The following is a 17,689-nucleotide window of genomic DNA, read 5'->3' on the forward strand; positions in this document are numbered from 1 at the left end:
GCGGGTGGCGCCGGGGACCTCGCGGGCCCGATCACTCTCCGGCCGCCATCAGCTCGACCGCACCACGGTCGAGCAGCTCGGCGGCGAGGCTGCGGCCGAGCGCGGCCGCGGCGGCCAGCGGGCCGGTCGACGACCCGCGCACGGAGTCGCTGCCGTCGAGCGCGGTGACCGAGGCACGCAGGTACAGCTCCGGGCCGGCCTCGCCCTCGGCGACCTCCGCGTAGGCGGCGACCGGCGCGCTGCAGCCGGCCTCGAGCGCGGCCAGCGTCGCCCGCTCGGCGACCACGCAGGCGCGGGTCGACGTGTCCTCGAGCCGGCCCAGCAGCTCCCGGGTGCGGGCGTCACTGGTGCGGCACTCCACGGCGAGGGCTCCCTGGGCGGGGGCCGGCAGCACCTGCAGCGGGTCGAGGGTCTCGGTGATCCGGTCGTCGCGGCCGATCCGGCTCAGCCCGGCGCGGGCCAGGACGACGGCGTCCAGGTCGCCGGGGCCGCCGGTCGAGCCGGCCACCCGGCCCAGCCGGGTGTCGACGTTGCCGCGGATCGGCACGATCTCCAGGCCGAGCCCGAGCGCCCGCAGCTGGGCGACCCGGCGCGGCGCGCCGGTGCCGATCCGCGAGCCCGGCGGGAGCTCGCCGAGGGTGAGCCCGTCGCGGGCCACGAGGGCGTCGCGCGGGTCCTCCCGCGGCGGGACAGCCGCGAGGCTCAGGCCCGGCTCCGGTGCCGTGGGGAGGTCCTTGTAGCTGTGCACCGCCAGGTCGACGTCGCCCGCGAGCAGCGCCCGGCGGATCGCCGCGACGAACACCCCGGTGCTGCCCATCTGGGCGATCGTCGCCTGCGAGCGGTCGCCCTCGGTGCTGATCAGCACGAGTTCGACCGGCACGCCGGTGGCGGCGGTCAGGGCGTCGGCGACGGCCTGCGACTGGGTGCGGGCGAGGACGCTGGCACGGGTGCCCAGCCGGAGCGGGAGGGCGCTGCCCGCGGCGGTGGGAGCCGTGGCCTGCACGTCGGTGGCGGTCATGCCGGGCCTCCCGGACGGTCGGGGTCGACGGTGACGGCGTCGGCCAGCCGGCCGGCCCCGGGGGTGACGTCGGCGTCGATCCCCAGCCCGAACAGCGCCCGGAGGGCACCGGCGTAGTCCGTGCCGCCCGGCGTGGCGGCCAGTTCCTTCACCCGCACGGTCGGCTCGTGCAGCAGCTTGTCGACGACGCGGCGCACGGTGCGGGCGATCTCCGCCCGGGCACGCGCATCGAGGTCGGGCAGCCGGCCCGAGAGCCGGAGCAGCTCGGCGTCGACGACCTCGGCGGCCTGGCTGCGCAGCGCGGACACCGTCGGCCCGACCTCGGCGGCGTGGCGCTCGGCGCGCAGCAGCGCGGTCTCGGCCTCGATCATGGCGCGCGCGGTGGTGATGTCGTCGGCGGCGACCGGACCCGGCGAGGCCTCGCCGTCGCGCCGTTCGCCCTGCAGCAGGGCGAGGTCGACCACGTGCACGCCGGGAAGGGCGGCCACGCCCGGGTCCACGTCGCGGGGCAGCGCCAGGTCGATGACGACCAGCGGCCGGTCGGCGCGGCCGGCCATCGCCGCGGCGACGACGTCGGTGGTGACGACCAGCCCGGTGGCGCCGGTGCAGGTGAGCAGGACGTCGGCGGCGGCCAGCTCCGCGGGCATGCGGTCCAGCGGCGCAGGGCGCCCGCCCACCGCCTCGGCCAGCCGGCCGGCGGAGGCCTCCGTGCGGCTGCTGACGACGACGTCGGCGCCGCGGCGGGCCAGCGTGGTGGCCGACAGCGCGCCCATCGAGCCCGCGCCGACGACGAGCACGGGGCGCCCGGCGAGGTCACCGATGCGGGCCTCGGCCCGGTCCAGCGCGACCGAGACCAGCGAGGCGCCGGCGCGGTCGATGCCGGTCTCGGAGTGCACCCGCTTGCCCACCCGCAGCGCACGCTGCGCGACCGGGTGCAGCGCCCGGCCGACCGTCCCCTCCTCGCGGGCGAGCGCATAGGCCGCGCGCAGCTGCCCGAGCACCTGGGTCTCCCCGACGACCATCGAGTCCAGCCCCGCGGCCACGGTGAACAGGTGCGCGACGGCCTGGTCCTCGTAGTGCACGGTGACGTACGGGGACAGCTCCTCCACCGTCGCCCCGGCCTGGCGGGCCAGCACCCGGCTGACGTCGGTGACGCCGCCGTGGAAGCGCTCGACCTCGGCGAACACCTCGACCCGGTTGCACGTGGCGAGCACGATGGCTTCGCTGACGTGATCGCTGCCGACGAGCTCGTGCAGCGCCTTGACCCGCTCGTCGGCGCCCATGGCGAACTGCTCGAGCAGCGCGACCGGTGCGGTCTGGTGGCTGACGCCCACCGCGAGGAGGCTCACGCGGACTCCTCCCCCACGGTCGTGCGCTGCTGGCCGAGGAAGGCCAGCACCTGCAGCTCGACGGAGAGGTCGACCTGGCGGACGTCGACACCCGCCGGGGCCGTCAGCGTCACGGGCGCGAAGTTCAGGATGCTCCTCACCCCAGCCGCGGCGAGCCGGTCGCAGATCCCCTGGGCGACGTCGGCCGGGGTCGCGATGACCCCGATGGAGGCCTGCGTGTCCGCCACGGTCGCCTCCAGGTCGGTCGTGTCCTGCACGGTCAGCCCGCCGATGCGCCGGCCGATCCGGTCCGGCCCGGCGTCGAAGAGGCCGACGAACTCGAAGCCCCGGCTGCCGAAGCCCGCGTAGTCCGCGAGCGCGGTGCCGAGGTTCCCGATGCCGACGAGGACGCAGGCGCGGGACTGCTCGGCGCCGAGCACCCGGGCGATCCGCTCGCGCAGGGCGCGCACGTCGTAGCCGACCCCGCGCACCCCGCAGGACCCGAGGTGGGACAGGTCCTTGCGGAGCCCGGCAGGGTTGACGCCGGCCGCGGAGGCGAGGTCACCGGAGGAGACGGTGATCCGGCCGCCGTCGGCGAAGCTGGTGAGCACCCGCAGGTACACGGCCAGTCGGGCGACGGTGGCCTCCGGGATGGTCCGGGGCCGCGGCTGGATCACGGGGCACTCCACAGCGGTCGCGCCCGGGAACCCGGCGGGCGCCGGGGCGGAGCTACGACATCGGGACGCGAGCAGCACGTGCTCGCGTCCGCCACGGTAACCGCTTGTGAACGCAGGAACAAAGTCGCTGACGGGGCACCGGCCCGCTGAGCTGGCCTGATCCGGCCGCAGGTGTGGCAGGAACCACCGTAACGGCCCCGGGTCGATCGCCCCGGACGGGGGGCGGGCCCGCGCCTGCCGTCAGTCCAGCCCTAGGTCCCGCCGCAGGCGGGGGACGTCGAGGGTGAAGTAGGAGTGCTCCCGCCCGTCGAGCAGCAGCACCGGCAGGCGGTCCCCGTACTCGGCCCGGAGCTCTGGATCGGCGTCGACGTCGACCTGCCGCGGCTCGAGCCCGGCCCGGGCGGCGATCGGGGTGAGCTGCTCGGCGGCGGTCAGGCAGAGGTGGCAGCCGTCCCGGACCAGCAGCTGCAGCCGCGGCTGGTCACCCACCGGCGGCCTCCCCGGCGCCGGTGAGCCCGAGTTCGCGCAATCGGGCACGGCTGACCTTGCCGGTCAGCGAGTGCGGCAGCGAGGAGAGGAACTGCACCGAGCTCGGCACCTTGTAGCGGGCCAGGGACTCCGCGGCGTGTGCCTGGAGCTCGTCCACGGGAAGGCTCTCCCCCGGCGCCAGGACGACGACGGCCCGGACCGCCGCGCCGGTGCGTGGGTCGGGGATGCCGATGACCGCGCTCTCCACGACCGCCGGGTGCTGGTCGAGGATCCGCTCCACCTCTGCCGGGTAGACGTTGAAGCCGCTCACCAGGATCAGGTCGCTGCGCCGGTCGACCAGGTGCAGGTCGCCGTCGGCGTCGCGGTAGGCGAGGTCACCGGTGCCGAGCCAGCCGTCGGCGTCGGGCCCGTCGGCGCGGTCGGGCCAGTAGCCGGCGAAGAGGTTGGGGCCGCGCACCCAGATCTCGCCCGGACCCGCGTCGGCGTCGTCGGCGTCGTCGGCGTGCCCGGTCCCCGGCCCGTCCGCGCCGTCGCCGGTCTCCTCGCCGGCGGGCGGCTCCACGGTGGCCGCGCCGATCGTGGCGGTGTCGCGCAGCGCCAGCTCCACGCCCGGCACGGGACCGCCGATGCAGGCGGGCTTGGCGCGGCCGGTGGCCAGGGTGCTCGCCACCACGGGCGCCGCCTCCGTCAAGCCGTAGCCCTCCCACACGGTGACGGCCGCCCGCTCACGCATCGCCGTCCACACCTCCTCGGGCAGCGGCGCGGCGCCGGCGGAGGCGATCCGCACGGCGGCGAAGGCCCGCCGCAGCTCGGCGTCGGGGTGGGCGGGGTCCTCGAGGCCGGCCGCGTCGGCCGCCGCCAGCCAGGCCTGGTACATCGGCGGCGCGCCCGGCACCGCCGTGACCTGCTCCTCGGCCATGACCGCCAGCGATCCGCGCGGGTCGAAGCTCTCCAGCAGCACGGCGCAGGCCCCGGTGGCCGCCACGAGGCCGAAGCCGGCGTTCAGGCCGTAGACGTGGAAGAGCGGCAGCGCCAGGAGCACCCGGTCGTCGGGCCGCACCGGCGGGGGCGACATCGCCAGGCACTGCTCCTGGTTGGCCCGCAGGGCTCCCGACGTCAGCATCGCGCCGCGCGGGCGGCCGGTCGTCCCGCTCGTGTAGCAGAGGAAGGCGAGCGCCTCCGGGTCGTCGTCCACCGCGGCGGCCGGCCCGTCGGCCTCGGGCGGGCCCGCCCAGACCGGTACGCCGCCCGGCGCCTCGCGCTCGGCGGCGGCGACCAGCAGCGCCGCGCCGGAGTCCGTGAGGACGTGCTCGAGCTCGGGGTCGGTGTAGGCGGTGTTGACCGGGACGACGACCAGCCCGGCCCGCAGCGCACCGAGCACCGCGCGCAGCCAGTCCAGCCCGTTCGGCAGCTGGACGGCGACCCGATCCCCGGGAGTCAGCCCGCGGTCGGCGTACCCGGCCGCGACCCGGTCCACCGCCGCGTCGAGCTGACCCCAGCTCAGCCGCCGGTCCCCGGCCACCACCGCCGGGGCGTCAGGGTCGCGCTGCGCGGCCGCGCGGACCAGCGCGGCCAGCGAGGTGCCTGCCTCGGACACTGACATCTCCTGTCGTCGGACCGGCGCGCAACCGTGTCCCGGCGCGCGCTCGGGGACGCATGCGGGCAGGCTGCCGTGGACGAGCTGGGGCGATGTTGTCACCATGGGCCCAGCGCCGCAGCCCGCGCGCGCCGTTCCGGCGTGCGCGCCGAACGAGGACGGTCCTGGCACAGCGGGCCGACGAGGAGGTCGATCGCCCGCATGCCGCACCCCCTGGACACCGAGCGCGCCGCCGGTCCGGCCGCCCGGCCCGGCCCTCGCGCGACCCCGTTCCCCCGCTCGAGCTCCGAGGTGCTGCAGGCGGTCCCCGAGCCGCCGGCGGAGCCGGCCGAGGAGATCGCCGAGCTCCCCACGGACGTCGTCGCGGAGCTCGCCGCCGCCGACCCCGGTGCGGTCGCCGCCGGGAACGTCGCCGTGTGGGAGCTGGTCTCCCTGGCGCAGGGCGGCGACGCCGAGGCGTTCGGCCGCCTCTACGACCACTACGTCACGCTGGTGCACCGGTACGTGTACCACCGGGTCGGGGACCGGGCCACGGCCGAGGACGTCACCAGCGAGACGTTCGTGCGGGCGCTGCGGCGCATCGACTCGCTGTCGTTCCAGGGCCGCGACGTGGGGGCCTGGCTGGTCACCATCGCCCGCAACATCATCCGCGACCAGGTGAAGAGCAGCCGCTTCCGGCTGGAGATCACCACCGCCGACATGCGCGACGCCGACCGCGTCACCGACGGGCCCGAGGACGCGGTGCTGCAGCACCTCACGAACGAGCAGCTGCTCGCGTGCGTGGGACAGCTGGGGAGCGAGCAGCAGGAGTGCATCGTGCTGCGCTTCCTGCACGGTCTCTCCGTCTCCGAGACTGCCGAGATCATGGGGAAGAAGGACGGCGCCATCAAGGCGCTCCAGCACCGGGCGGTCCGGCGGCTGGCGAGCCTGCTGCCCGAGGGCCTGCGGTGACCCCGGCGAGGTGCGCGTGCGTAACCGAGCGCGCCGCCCCGTCGTTGGGCACGTCGCAGCCGGCGCCCGCCGGGAGCAGGACGACGACGGGAGGTGGCAGGTGATCCGGCACGACGACGGCTCGACCCTGACCGGCCCCCCGGCCGCCCCCGGTCCCGAGGATGGGCTCGTCGCCCGTCTCGAGTCGCTCGCCGCGCACCTGGACACCGGCCCCGACCCGCAGTACCAGGCGCGGGCACGGGCCCGGCTGGTGGCGATGGCCGCCGTCCGCACTCCCGCGCCGGCTCCGCGCACGCTGCGCGACCGGCTGCTGGTGGCCCGGGCCGTCGACCGGCCGCCGTCCCCCTGGCGCGGGCGGATCACCGCCGGGCTGGCCGGGGCCGCCGTGGGCGTGACCGGGCTGGCGGCGCTCGTCGCCGTCGCGGCCGGAGCCCAGCCGGGCGACCCGCTGTACGACCTCAAGCGCGGCACCGAGCAGACGCAGCTGGCGCTCGCCGGTGACAGCCGCGGCCAGACCCTCCTGGAGCTGGCGAGCACCCGGCTCGACGAGCTCGGGCTGCTCGTCGGTGAGGACGACGCCGCGCTGGTGGGGCGCACGCTGGCCACGATGGACGGGCACACCACCGAGGGGGCCGCCTGGCTCACCGAGCGTGCGGTCCGGATGCGGGACCCCGAGCCGCTGCAGGCCCTGGCCCGGTGGACGGCGGAACAGTCCACCGGCCTGAGCGCCCTGCAGGGGAGCGTGCCGGCGGATGCGGAACCGGTGTTCGACCGGTCCGCCGGCCTGCTCGGCGCGCTCACCGGGCGCGCCGAGGGGCTGCGGACGGCGCTGTCCTGCGCCACCGGCCCCGCCACGACCGGCACCGACGCGCTCGGGCCGGTTCCCGGGCTCTGCCTGACGGACACCCCGCCCGAGGTGGTCGAGGCGCCACCGGCCACCCCCCGGTCCGACCCGGGCACGGGGACCGACACCGGGACGGGCACCGGAACGGCCGTCCCGCCGTCCGCGGGCCCCGCCGACCCGGCGCCCCCGTCGGGCCCCGGGACCCCGTCTCCAGGAGCCCCGTGGGTCCCTGGGCAGGGCGCCGTCCCGACGGAGCTCCCGGTGCCGACGCAGAACGGGGGCGTGCTGCCGCCGGTCCCGTCCCTGCCGCTGCCCGACGGGTCGGGCACCGTTCCGAGCGGAACCCTGGATCCCCCCGTCGTCGCCGTCCCGCTGCCGGGACCGGTGCGCATCTGCTTTCCGCCGCTGGCCACGATCGGGGACTGCTGACCAGGATCTGAGCGCGGCCGCCGACCGGGCTAGGGTCGCGACGACGGCGCCGGGGATGCGCGCAGCTCGTGCCCGGCGATCGAGACGGACCACTCAGGGAGGTCGCAGTGCCGCGACTGCCGGTACGCGGACGCCGTGCCGCGCAGCCCACGGAACGGACCGCCGAGGAGACCCGCGCCCACGTCGCCGGTGCGGCATCGGCCGCGGCCGCCGAGGTGGCGGCCCCGTCGGCCGTCGAGCCCGACCTCACCGCGGCCGCGTTCTTCGACGTCGACAACACGATGATGATGGGCGCGTCGCTGTTCTGGTTCGCCCGCGGGCTGGCTGCGCGCAAGTACCTGTCCAGCCGCGACATCGCCCGGTTCGCCTGGCAGCAGGCGAAGTTCCGCATCGCCGGCAACGAGAGCGCCGACGACATGCACACCATCCGCGAGAACGCGCTGGCCTTCGTCGCCGGCCGCGAGGTCTCCGAGATCGCGCAGGCCGGCGAGGAGATCTACGACGAGCTGATGGCCGACCGGATCTGGTCGGGCACCCGTGTCCTCGCCCAGCAGCACCTCGACGCCGGCCAGCGGGTGTGGCTGGTGACCGCCACACCGGTCGAGCTGGCCTCGATCATCGCTCACCGGCTGGGGCTGACCGGCGCCCTCGGCACCGTCTCGGAGATCGTCGACGGCCGCTACACCGGCCGGCTGGTCGGCGAGCTCATGCACGGCCCGGCGAAGGCCGAGGCCGTGCGCGCCCTGGCCGAGCGCGAGGGCCTGGACCTCTCCCGGTGCACCGCGTACAGCGACTCGGCCAACGACCTGCCGATGCTGTCCCTGACCGGGACGGCGGTCGCGGTGAACCCCGACACCGAGCTGCGCGCCGTCGCCCGCGTCCGCGGGTGGGCGATCCGCGACTACCGCACCGGGCGCAAGGCCGCGAGGATCGGCGTCCCGACGGTGGCCGCGGCCGCCCTCTCGGGTGGGCTGGTGGGCGGGGCGCTGGCCCTGCGCAGGCGCAACAAGCTGTCCTGGTGGGCCGCTGAGCCGGTCACCCCGGTGGAGGAGCCGCGGCCGGCCTGGCAGGCCCTTCAGGCGCCGAAGACGCTCTTCCGGCGCAGGAGCAGCTGGTAGAGCGAGTGCTGGATGGTCTCCCGCACCTGGTCGGTGAGGTTGAAGACCAGCATGGGGTCCTCGGCGGCGGCCGGGCCGTAGGACGCCGTCTCGATCGGCGTCCCGAAGGCGATCAGCCACTTCGACGGGAGCGGCACCAGCCCGAGCGGACCCAGCAGCGGGAACGTCGGGGTGACCGGGAAGTACGGCAGACCCAGCAACCGGGCAGCGGTCTTCGCGTTGCCGATCATCGGGTAGATCTCCTCGGCGCCCACGATGGCGCACGGGACGATCGGCGCCCCGGTGCGCAGCGCCGCGGACACGAAGCCACCGCGGCCGAAGCGCTGGAGGGTGTAGCGCTCGCGGAACGGCTTCCCGATGCCCTTGTAGCCCTCGGGGAAGACGCCGACCAGCTCCCCCTCGGTGAGCAGCCGCTCGGCGTCCTCGTTGCAGGCGAGCGTGGCGCCGAGCTTGCGCGCCATGGCCCCCACCATGGGCAGCTCGAAGACGAGGTCGGCTCCGAGCAGGCGGAACCGCCGTGCGGCGGGGTGCTGGTCGTGCAGCGCGACGGTGGTCATCAGCGCGTCGACCGGCAGCGTGCCCGAGTGGTTGGCCACCACCAGCGCGCCGCTGTCGGCCGGCACGTTCTCCAGGCCGAGGGTCTCCACCCGGAACCACTTCTGGAACAGCGGGCGCAGCACCGGCAGCAGGACGTGGTCGGTCAGGTCCGGGTCGAAGCCGAACTCGTCGGTCCGGTAGTCGCCGGTCAGCCGGCGCTGCAGGAAGTCCACCCCGTCGGTGAGCTGCTCCTCCCAGCCCGGCGGCGGCGCAGCCGGGACGTAGGGCTCGTCGTCGTCGCGACGCAGCGGGATCACGCGGGCCTCAGGCATCGCGCACCGCCCGCAGGCCGGGGGGCGGCGGAGCCGGGCGGAACCGCTGCCCGACTGTGTTCGCGGTGTCACCGACCCTGCCCAGCAGCGACCGCAGCCCGCCGGCAACGGAACGGACCGCGCCGGGGTCGACGACCGGGGGCACGGTGCGGGCGTAGTCGGCCAGGGCGGCCTCCGTGGTGTATCGGGGGGTGTAGCCGAACTCGGTGCGCAGGACGGTGGTGTCCACGACCCGGCCGAAGTTCAGGAACCGCATCTGCTCCGGCGAGTAGTCCACGAACCCGAAGCGGCGCGAGAGCCGGCCGACCGAGCCGAGCGCCGGCGAGGGCAGCGGCACCTCGATGCGGCCGAGCCGGCGGATGGCCTGGGACAGCAGCAGGGTGCCCTGACCGCCCACGTTGACGGTCCCGACGTAGTCACCGGTGCTGGCGCGGGTGAGCACCGCGAGGGCGTCGTCCTCGTGCAGCAGCTGGACGCGGGCGTCGTACCCGAGCGCGGTGGGGACCAGCGGCATCCGCAGGAAGCCGGTGAGCAGCGAGTCGATGCGCGGCCCGATGAAGTTGGTGAAGCGCAGCACGGCCAGGTCCACGTCGGGACGGCGGCGGCCGAAGGAGCGCACGTAGCCCTCGATGTCCACGCTGTCCTTGGCGAACCCTCCGGAGGGGACCTGCCGCGCCTGCATCGCCTCGGTGAAGACCGCGGGGTCGCGCGAGGAGGCCCCGTACACGGCGCTGGTGGACTTCAGCACGAACCGGCGCACCGACGGCGCCCGCTGGCACGCGGCCAGCAGCTGCATCGTGCCGATGACGTTGAGCTCCTTCATCGGCACCCGCCCGCCGGAGCCGGCGGGCGTGGAGCTGATGTTCATGTGCACGACGGTGTCGACCGACGCCGCGGCGATGACCTTGCCGATCAGCGGGTTGCGGATGTCGGCCCGGACGAACTCCGTGCGGCCCAGCCGGCGCAGCATCTCCGGTGACGGCGGGACGGTGTCCACGCCGATGACCCGCCTGATCCGCGGATCGGCTGCGAGCTCGGCCGCCAGCGCGCCTCCCAGCCACCGGCTGACACCGGTGACCAGGACGACCGCGGGCGGCACGAGCGTCAGCTCACTTCTTGTTGCGACGCTGAACGCGCGTCTTCTTCAGCAGCTTGCGGTGCTTCTTCTTCGCCATCCGCTTGCGCCGCTTCTTGATGACCGAACCCACGTGGTGCTCCCGACGTCGTGACGAAACAGATCAGCTCGAACGTGACACGGGCCGTGCCCGGTGTCGCTCGGCGACCGAGCGTACCCGAGCCGCCCCGCGCCGATGACACTGTCGCCGTCCGGGCGATACCGCGGCCGCGTGCCGGCTCCCGTCGGGCGGAGCCGGCACGTCACTCCTCGCGGCAGCCTCCGGCCCCCCATTGGTCGTGACACCGCAGGCGTTGCGGCCTGAATGTCTCAGGCGATGTCGGTGTAGGCGTCGCGCAGGTAGTCCTGCACGGCGCGCTCCGGCACGCGGAACGAGCGGCCGACGCGGACGGCGGAGAGCTCACCGGCGTGGACGAGGCGGTACACGGTCATCTTCGAGACCCGCATCATCGAGGCGACCTCGGCGACGGTCAGGAAGGTGACGGCGGCGCGGGGAGCCGGGACGGCCGAACGACCGAGCGGCATGGCGGCGGGGTGCTGGGCCGGCACGGGCCGGGCGACCGCCGCGGCGCTCATCGGGCGACCCATCGGGCGGGGGACGGGCATCCCCGGACGGACGACGGTGGCGGCAGCGTGGCGCTGGGGCATGGTCATGTCTTCGTCTCCGGAACCTAGCTCGTGTCGTGGCGCCGGCTTCCCCACCGGCAACTGAACACGCACGCGCTGGTACTGAGAGTAAGGGGGCTGGCGTGACTGAAGCGATGGGTGAAACGAACAGGCGGACCGGTCCGTACTAGGCAGAACTACACCTATGCAACACGGTGCACACCCGTTCCGGCGCGTTTCGCGACACGGTCAGGGTCTGATGACGCTGCGTCGCACCAGGACGCCCGCACGTGCGTTATCGTATTCGACCGCTCACGCCCGGTGCCCGTCGACCTGTCGACACGGGAAGGCGCCGGCACCACGTCTTGCCCTGTCGACGTCAGGACTTGTCGACGCCCAGCTCGACGGAGCGGGCGTGCGCCGCCTCGATCGCGGCCATGAGCGCCGCCCGGACGCCGTGCTTCTCCAGCTCCCGGATCGCGGCGATGGTCGTTCCGCCCGGGCTGGAGACCGCCTCGCGCAGCTGGACGGGGTGCTCCCCCGAGTCGCGCATCATCACCGCCGCGCCGAGCGCGGTCTGCACGATCAGGTCGGCGGCCAGCGTCCGCGGCAGCCCCAGCAGGATGCCCGCGTCCACCATCGCCTCGACGAGGTAGAAGAAGTAGGCCGGTCCGCTGCCCGACAGCGCCGTGACGGCGTCCTGCTGCGACTCCGGCACCCGCCGCACCTGCCCGACGGCGGCCAGCAGCGCCTCCGCCTCGTCCAGGTGCTCCTCCCCGGCGTGGGCGCCGGCCGAGAGCACGCTCATGCCCTCGTCCACCAGCGCCGGCGTGTTCGGCATGACGCGCACCACCGGGACGCCGGCCGGCAGGGCCGCCTCGATCCGCTTCGTCGGCACCCCGGCGGCTACCGAGACCACCAGGTGCCCGTCGTCGACGTGCCCGGACACCAGCCCGAGCAGCGTGTCGATGTCCTGCGGCTTCACCGCCAGGAGCAGCACCCGGGCCCGGGCGGCGGCGTCGGCGAGCTCCACCGCGGGGACGCCGTAGCGCGCGGTCAGCTCGGCGGCGCGCTCGGCGCTGCGCTCGACGACCAGGATCCCGTCGGGCCCACCGCGCCGGACCAGGCCGGACAGCAGCGCCTCGCCGATCTTCCCGCCCCCGATGACGGCCAGCCCGCGCCGGCCCGTGGCGGTCATCCCCGGCCCCCCGCGACGGGCACCAGCACGCGGACGGTGTGGCCCGCGGCCAGCAGGCGGGACTGGTCGTCGGTGGGTTCTCCCCAGGGCATGACGTGCTCCCAGCTGTCGGGCGAACGGCCGTTCCAGGCGGCGCGCTCACCGGTGATGGCGATCAGTCGTGGATCGGTGGTCGCGACGGCCGGCTCGCCGTCCCCGGCCATCAGGATGTTCACGCAGCGGACGAACGAGAGCTCCGCACCTGTCCCCCGGCCGGCGACCAGCCGCACCCGGCCTCCGGCCAGCGCGCGGCACCGGTCCTCCGCCCACGGCTCGCCCGCCGGGACCACCACCCGGGCCCCGGGCAGCGCCCGCGCCACCGGGTCGACCTCGGCCGGCGGGCCGGTCAGGGCGACGGCGAGACCCCGGGCGGCCAGCTCCCCGGCCGCCCCGGTCCGCGCGGCGACCGTCACCTCGCAGGCGGCGGCGAGCCCAGCGTCGACCACCCGCACGGCGAGCCCTGCGGTTCCGGCGTCCGATGCCGCTGCGGCGAGGTCCAGGCCGACCAGTCGGCCGGCGGCGACCAGGTCACCGGCGGCGTGGACGGCGTCCTCGGGGGCGAGCGCCGGGTGCGCGCGCCGGCCGGGCAGCCGGCGGAAGCGCGTACGGACGGACACGCCCGAAACCGTAGTGCTCCGGCGTGTGCTCGGTCGGGGGGGCGGGTAGCGGCGGCTGCATGGCAGGAGAACTGGACGGGATGAGGGTGGCCGTGCTGGCCACCGACGGCGTGGAGCAGGTCGAGCTGGACCAGCCCTGGCAGGCCCTCGAGGAGGCCGGTGCGGAGCCGGAACTGGTCTCGTTCGCCACCGGCACGATCACCGCCTACCAGCACATCGACAAGGGCGAGCGCCGCACCGTCCACACCGACCTGGGCTCGGCGGACCCCGACGACTACGCGGCGCTGGTGCTGCCCGGAGGTGTCATCAACGGCGACTTCCTGCGCGCCGACGCCGACGCCGTCACCTTCGTGAAGGCGTTCTTCGACGCCGGCAAGCCGGTGGCGGCCATCTGCCACGCGCCGTGGGTGCTGATCGAGGCCGGCGTCGTCCGCGGCCGACGCATGACCTCGTGGCCCTCGCTGCAGACCGACCTGCGCAATGCCGGCGCGACGTGGGTCGACGAGGAGGTCGTCGTCGACGGGAACCTGGTCACCAGCCGCAAGCCCGACGACCTCGACGCCTTCGGCGCCGCGATCGTGGAGGAGTTCGCCGTCTCCCGCGAGGAGGAGCCGGCCGACGCCTGACCGCCTCCCCGGCGGTCAGGAGGTCGCGAGGAGGGTGGCCGCCGGGGCGATGGTCAGCAGGGTGCCCGCGAACACCAGGACGGCGAGCATCCCGGATCCCACGGGTTCGGTGCCCTGCCGCCGGCGCCACAGGTTCACCCCGCCCACCAGGCCGGTGACGGCGAGGGGGGCCAGGAAAACCGCCAGGTGCGGGATCATCTCCCAGAGGACGGTGGCGGCGAAGTAGATCCCCACCCCGGCCGCCAGGGCGATGACCAGCTCGCCGGCGAAGCGCAGCCAGGCCAGCGCGCTCTCCCGCGGCGTCGCGTCGAGGTCCGCGTCGTCCACGTCACCGGCGCGCACCACCGGGATCGGGCCGGTGGAGGCGACCCCGCCGGGGGCGGGCGCGGTCCGGGCCGCGGTACGCGTGGCCCGGCGCTGCCCACCGGCCGCCTCGGCCGACCGGCGCAGCGAGGGCACCGGCGCCGACGGCTGGGGGACACCGGGCTTGCGGTCGGGGCGCAGCCCGGGGATCGCGGCGGTCGAGGGGTCGGGCGCGCGCTCCGGGGCGCGGCTCCCGCGCGCCGGGGCCGCCGTCGGATCGGAGGAGGGCAGGTCGCTGCGGCGCCGGCCGTAGCCGGCCCGGTCGGCCGCCGCCGGGTCGTCGGCGCGCCGCTGGCGGATGCCGGTGTCGCCGTCGTCGACACGGCGCCGGCGGGCGGTACGGGCGGCGGACTCGATGCCGGCCTCGCGGAGGATCTCGGCGAGCGAGCGCCCTCCCGTGTCCGGGTTCCAGTCCGGTTCGGCCATCACACCCCTCCCAACGAATCCAGCCTGCGCAGGATGACTCCCTCGCGCAGCGCCCACGGACAGATCCGCACGCACCGTACGTCGAGCGCACGCAGAGTTGCGGCAGCGACAACAGCCCCAGCGGGAACCTGGTGCGCGCGGTCGGGCGAGACCCCCCGGAGCTCGGCCAGCGCCGAGCTCTCGATCCGCGAGACGAAGCCGACCAGCTGCTCCAGCCCGTCGGCGGTGAGCTCCCGGGGGACCTGCAGCCCCGCCGAGTACGGGGCGGCCCCCGTCAGGCGGGCGAGGGTGCGGAAGGTCTTGCTGGTGGCTGCCACGAGGTCCGGCGTCCCGGCGCCGCGCAGCTTCTTCCCGGCCGGCTCGATCAGCCCCTTCGCGTAGGTGTTCAGGTCGTCCAGCGCCGCCAGGTCCGGCCGCCCGCCCCGCTGGGCCTCGGGCAGGAACCGCCGGGACATACGACCGGCACCGAGCGGCAGGGACAGGGCGACGTCCGGCTCCTCGTCGACACCGCTGGCCAGCTCGAGCGATCCGCCGCCGATGTCGAGGACGAGCAGCCGTCCCGCACTCCAGCCGAACCACCGGCGGACGGCGAGGAAGGTCAGCCGGGCCTCGTCCTCACCGCTCAGCACCTGCAGCTCGACGCCGGTCCGCTCGCGGATGCGGTGGAGCACCTCGACGCCGTTGGCCGCATCCCGGATGGCCGACGTGACCATCGCGAGCAGCTCCTCGCAGCCCTGCTTCTCGGCCTGGTCGCAGGCGGCCTGCACCGCGCGCAGGAGCGCCTTCTCCCCCGCCTTGGACAGCAGCCCGTCGTCCCCGATCTGCTCGGCGAGCCGCAGCAGCCAGCGGTCGTCGTGCATCGGCGTGGGGTGCGCCCCGCGATGGGCATCCACCACCAGCAGGTGCACCGTGTTCGATCCGACGTCCAGCACACCGAGCCGCATGGGCCGATTCTGCCGGACGGCCGCCTGCAGGGTTCGACCGCGAGCTTGCGAGCGGAGGGGGCAGGCAGTCCTTTGACTAGACTGGCCCGGTGCCCGACGTCGCCCCCGAGGAGGTCGGACCGGACTTCCCGCGGGAGTGGGTGGAGTTCCCCGACCCCGTGGATCCCGAGCACCTCGTCCGCGCCGACCTCACCTGGCTGACGTCGGCCTGGACGTGCGTCTTCGGCCGGGGCTGCGCGGGCGTCGTGGCGGGCCGGCCCGACGACGGGTGCTGCAGCCACGGCGCGTTCTTCACCGACGAGGACGACCTGCTCCGGGTGACCGCGGCGGTCGCCGACCTGACCGACGAGGACTGGCAGCTCGCCCCGGCCGGCCGCGGCGCGTGGACCGAGGAGGACGACGCCGGCGACGGCGACGGCGCCGAGCCCGTGCGGTCGCTGCGCACCCGCGTCGTCGACGGCGCCTGCGTGTTCCTCAACCGGCCCGGTTTCGCCGGTGGCAGCGGCTGCGCCCTGCACCGCATGGCGGTGCGCACCGGGCTGCACCCGCTCACGACCAAGCCCGACGTCTGCTGGCAGCTGCCGGTGCGCCGGGAGCAGGAGCACGTCGACCGCCCCGACGGGACCCGGGTGCTGGTCTCGAGCATCGGGGAGTTCGACCGCCGCGGCTGGGGCCCGGGCGGGCACGACCTGCACTGGTGGTGCACCGGGTCGCCGACGGCGCACGTCTCACCCGAGCCGCTGGTGCTCACCTACGCCGCGGAGCTGACCGCGCTGCTCGGCGCCCCGGCGTACGAGGAGCTACGCCGGCTGACCGAGGCCCGCCTCGACCAGGGCCTGATCGCGCCGCACCCCGCCAGCCCGCGGCCGGTGCCCGTCGAGCTGCACCGGCGACGTCCCGGCAGCTGAGGCCGCAGCCGACCGGAACGTCTGCCGGTAGGCCCGTGGGGAGACGCCGCGCCGGCGGGTGAACTGCTCGCGCAGCCCGGCCGCGGTGCCGAACCCGACCAGCCGGGCGATCTCCTCGATCGAGGCGTCGCTGTTCTCCAGGAGCTCCTCGGCCGCCGCGAGGCGCTGACCCAGCAGCCAGGCGTGCGGCGTGGTGCCCGTGGTCGCCTTGAACCGGCGGGCGAAGCTCCGGGAGCTCATCAGCGCGCGACGAGCGAGATCGTCCACGCTGATCTCCTCGGCCAGGTGCGCCGCGGCCCAGTCCAGGACCACACCCAGGAGGTCGTCGCGGCAGGCGGGCACGGGCGCGTCGATGAACTGCGCCTGACCTCCGTCGCGGTGCGGCGGGACGACCATCTCCCGGGCCAGCGCGTTCGCCGCGGCCGCGCCCCACTCGCGGCGCAGCAGGTGCAGCAGCGCGTCGACGCCGGCCGCCGTCCCGGCGCCGGTGATGACCTGCCCGTTGTCGACGTAGAGGACCGACGGGTCGACGTCGAGCGCGGGGAACCGCGCGGCGAGCTCCCCGGCGTACTTCCAGTGGGTGGTCACCCGCCGGCCGTCCAGCAGCCCGGCTGCGGCGAGCACGAAGGCCCCGGTGCAGTGGCTGACCAGGATGGCGCCGCGGGCCGCGGCCGCCCGCAGCGCGTCCAACAGGTCCGCCGACGGGTGCTCCTCGAAGACCTCCCAGGCGGTGATCAGCACGATGTCGGAGCGCTCGAGCCGGTCGAGGCCCTGCTCGACGACGATCGGGATGCCGGTGTCGGTGCGGACCACACCCGGCCGCTGGGTGACCAGCGCGAAGTCGAAGGCGGGCAGGCCCATCGCCCGGCGGTCGTAGCCGAACACCTCGGCGGCGACCCCCACCCCGAAGCTGCCGACGAGCCCGTCGGCCACGACGGCGCTGACGACGACGGGGGCCGGGCGGGTGTCCGGCACGGCGGGCACGGTGCTGGTCATGCGGACATGTTGGCAGAAAAGAGGCGATGGCGGTCGGTCCTGCCACTCGTCTCGGCGAGCCGAGCGACGCAGGCTGCGCCCATGCTGCTGATCACCTGCCCCGTCACCCGCTCCGACGAGCTGGTCGCCGACCGGCGGATCCGGTCGGTCACCAACCACCCGACGCACGTCGCGCTGCACGTGGACTGTCCCGCCTGCGGGGCGGTCCACGTCTACCGCACCGGACGCCGCTGGGAGGCGATCCGGGCCGCACGGGCGGCGGCCGCTCAGCAGGCGAGAGAGCTCGCCCGCGCCTAGCATCGAACACATGAGCGAAGCGAACTCCGCCGACCAGACCACCGAGAAGGACCCCGACACCTGGGTCACCGGCGACGAGCCGGCCACGGGAGCGCAGAAGAGCTACCTGGAGACCCTGGCCCGGGGCACCGACGAGGCGGTCCCCGAGGACCTGTCGAAGGCCGACGCGTCGAAGAAGATCGACGAGCTGAAGAACGACTGAGGAAAGCAGAAG

General features: G+C 75.3%; 21 protein-coding genes. 7 read left to right on the plus strand and 14 right to left on the minus strand.

Annotated elements, in window-relative coordinates:
- Nucleotides 1-31: 31 nt before the first annotated feature.
- The 5 genes from hemC to ACI791_RS12385 all read right to left on the minus strand — a co-directional run bounded on the left by hemC (nt 32) and on the right by ACI791_RS12385 (nt 5,115).
- Nucleotides 32-1,018, minus strand: coding sequence for a hydroxymethylbilane synthase (gene hemC / locus ACI791_RS12365; RefSeq protein ID WP_456586301.1), 987 nt, complete (start codon nt 1,016-1,018; stop codon nt 32-34).
- Nucleotides 1,015-2,367 (minus strand): glutamyl-tRNA reductase, encoded by a 1,353-nt coding sequence (locus tag ACI791_RS12370; RefSeq protein ID WP_456586302.1) that lies wholly within the window; start codon nt 2,365-2,367, stop codon nt 1,015-1,017. Before ACI791_RS12370 ends, hemC begins: the two co-directional genes overlap by 4 nt.
- On the minus strand, nt 2,364-3,023 hold the full coding sequence (locus tag ACI791_RS12375; protein WP_347058093.1) for a redox-sensing transcriptional repressor Rex: 660 nt from the start codon (nt 3,021-3,023) through the stop codon (nt 2,364-2,366). Before ACI791_RS12375 ends, ACI791_RS12370 begins: the two co-directional genes overlap by 4 nt.
- Before the next feature lie 240 nt (nt 3,024-3,263).
- Nucleotides 3,264-3,512 carry a glutaredoxin family protein gene (locus ACI791_RS12380; RefSeq protein ID WP_456586303.1) on the minus strand — a complete coding sequence of 83 codons (249 nt, stop codon included), beginning with the start codon at nt 3,510-3,512 and terminating at the stop codon, nt 3,264-3,266.
- Nucleotides 3,505-5,115, minus strand: coding sequence for an AMP-binding protein (locus tag ACI791_RS12385; RefSeq protein WP_456586304.1), 1,611 nt, complete (start codon nt 5,113-5,115; stop codon nt 3,505-3,507). The genes ACI791_RS12380 and ACI791_RS12385 overlap by 8 nt, the downstream gene beginning before the upstream one ends.
- 195 nt (nt 5,116-5,310) lie before the next feature.
- Between ACI791_RS12385 and ACI791_RS12390 the strand changes: the two genes are divergently transcribed.
- From ACI791_RS12390 to ACI791_RS12400, 3 genes are all read left to right on the plus strand, one after another.
- Complete coding sequence (locus ACI791_RS12390; protein WP_456586305.1) at nt 5,311-6,060, plus strand: sigma-70 family RNA polymerase sigma factor; 750 nt, start codon at nt 5,311-5,313, stop codon at nt 6,058-6,060.
- Nucleotides 6,061-6,160: 100 nt separating this feature from the next.
- Nucleotides 6,161-7,333, plus strand: a complete 1,173-nt coding sequence (locus tag ACI791_RS12395) for a DUF5667 domain-containing protein (protein ID WP_456586306.1) — start codon at nt 6,161-6,163, stop codon at nt 7,331-7,333.
- Between the two features lie 107 nt (nt 7,334-7,440).
- Nucleotides 7,441-8,451: an HAD family hydrolase gene (locus ACI791_RS12400; protein WP_456586307.1), complete on the plus strand. Its 1,011-nt coding sequence runs from the start codon at nt 7,441-7,443 to the stop codon at nt 8,449-8,451.
- On the opposite strand, the gene ACI791_RS12405 is transcribed toward ACI791_RS12400, so the two are convergent.
- The 6 genes from ACI791_RS12405 to ACI791_RS12430 form a co-directional block, all read right to left on the minus strand.
- Nucleotides 8,409-9,320 carry a lysophospholipid acyltransferase family protein gene (locus ACI791_RS12405; RefSeq protein ID WP_456586308.1) on the minus strand — a complete coding sequence of 304 codons (912 nt, stop codon included), beginning with the start codon at nt 9,318-9,320 and terminating at the stop codon, nt 8,409-8,411. The two genes, ACI791_RS12400 and ACI791_RS12405, sit on opposite strands and share 43 nt — an antisense overlap.
- Nucleotides 9,313-10,419, minus strand: coding sequence for an NAD-dependent epimerase/dehydratase family protein (locus tag ACI791_RS12410; protein ID WP_456586309.1), 1,107 nt, complete (start codon nt 10,417-10,419; stop codon nt 9,313-9,315). The genes ACI791_RS12405 and ACI791_RS12410 overlap by 8 nt, the downstream gene beginning before the upstream one ends.
- Nucleotides 10,420-10,429: 10 nt before the next feature.
- Complete coding sequence (locus tag ACI791_RS12415; protein WP_012854759.1) at nt 10,430-10,528, minus strand: 30S ribosomal protein bS22; 99 nt, start codon at nt 10,526-10,528, stop codon at nt 10,430-10,432.
- A 236-nt stretch (nt 10,529-10,764) separates the two neighbouring features.
- Complete coding sequence (locus ACI791_RS12420; protein WP_456586310.1) at nt 10,765-11,109, minus strand: helix-turn-helix domain-containing protein; 345 nt, start codon at nt 11,107-11,109, stop codon at nt 10,765-10,767.
- Between the two features lie 331 nt (nt 11,110-11,440).
- Nucleotides 11,441-12,259: a pyrroline-5-carboxylate reductase gene (proC, locus tag ACI791_RS12425; protein ID WP_456586311.1), complete on the minus strand. Its 819-nt coding sequence runs from the start codon at nt 12,257-12,259 to the stop codon at nt 11,441-11,443.
- Nucleotides 12,256-12,915 (minus strand): hypothetical protein, encoded by a 660-nt coding sequence (locus ACI791_RS12430; RefSeq protein WP_456586312.1) that lies wholly within the window; start codon nt 12,913-12,915, stop codon nt 12,256-12,258. Before ACI791_RS12430 ends, proC begins: the two co-directional genes overlap by 4 nt.
- A gap of 59 nt (nt 12,916-12,974) precedes the next feature.
- Here ACI791_RS12430 and ACI791_RS12435 point away from each other — a divergent pair, with 59 nt between their 5' ends.
- On the plus strand, nt 12,975-13,541 hold the full coding sequence (locus ACI791_RS12435; protein ID WP_456586313.1) for a type 1 glutamine amidotransferase domain-containing protein: 567 nt from the start codon (nt 12,975-12,977) through the stop codon (nt 13,539-13,541).
- Between the two features lie 15 nt (nt 13,542-13,556).
- Here ACI791_RS12435 and ACI791_RS12440 read toward each other — a convergent pair whose 3' ends face one another.
- Nucleotides 13,557-14,330, minus strand: a complete 774-nt coding sequence (locus ACI791_RS12440) for a hypothetical protein (RefSeq protein ID WP_456586314.1) — start codon at nt 14,328-14,330, stop codon at nt 13,557-13,559.
- Nucleotides 14,330-15,274, minus strand: coding sequence for a Ppx/GppA phosphatase family protein (locus ACI791_RS12445; RefSeq protein WP_456586315.1), 945 nt, complete (start codon nt 15,272-15,274; stop codon nt 14,330-14,332). Before ACI791_RS12445 ends, ACI791_RS12440 begins: the two co-directional genes overlap by 1 nt.
- 89 nt (nt 15,275-15,363) lie before the next feature.
- Between ACI791_RS12445 and ACI791_RS12450 the strand changes: the two genes are divergently transcribed.
- Entirely contained in the window at nt 15,364-16,182 is an 819-nt protein-coding gene (locus ACI791_RS12450) for a hypothetical protein (RefSeq protein WP_456586316.1), read from the plus strand.
- On the opposite strand, the gene ACI791_RS12455 is transcribed toward ACI791_RS12450, so the two are convergent.
- Nucleotides 16,075-17,178, minus strand: a complete 1,104-nt coding sequence (locus tag ACI791_RS12455) for a helix-turn-helix domain-containing protein (protein ID WP_456586317.1) — start codon at nt 17,176-17,178, stop codon at nt 16,075-16,077. The genes ACI791_RS12450 and ACI791_RS12455 overlap by 108 nt on opposite strands.
- 81 nt (nt 17,179-17,259) lie before the next feature.
- On the opposite strand from ACI791_RS12455, the gene ACI791_RS12460 reads away from it, so the two are divergent.
- Together ACI791_RS12460 and ACI791_RS12465 are read left to right on the plus strand one after the other, a co-directional pair.
- The gene (locus tag ACI791_RS12460) at nt 17,260-17,475 is read left to right on the plus strand and encodes a hypothetical protein (protein WP_456586318.1); all 216 of its coding nucleotides are present in this window, start codon (nt 17,260-17,262) and stop codon (nt 17,473-17,475) included.
- A 10-nt stretch (nt 17,476-17,485) separates the two neighbouring features.
- Complete coding sequence (locus ACI791_RS12465; RefSeq protein ID WP_456586319.1) at nt 17,486-17,677, plus strand: DUF3072 domain-containing protein; 192 nt, start codon at nt 17,486-17,488, stop codon at nt 17,675-17,677.
- Nucleotides 17,678-17,689 lie beyond the last annotated feature (12 nt).

Source organism: Blastococcus sp. SYSU DS0973, from assembly GCF_054051055.1.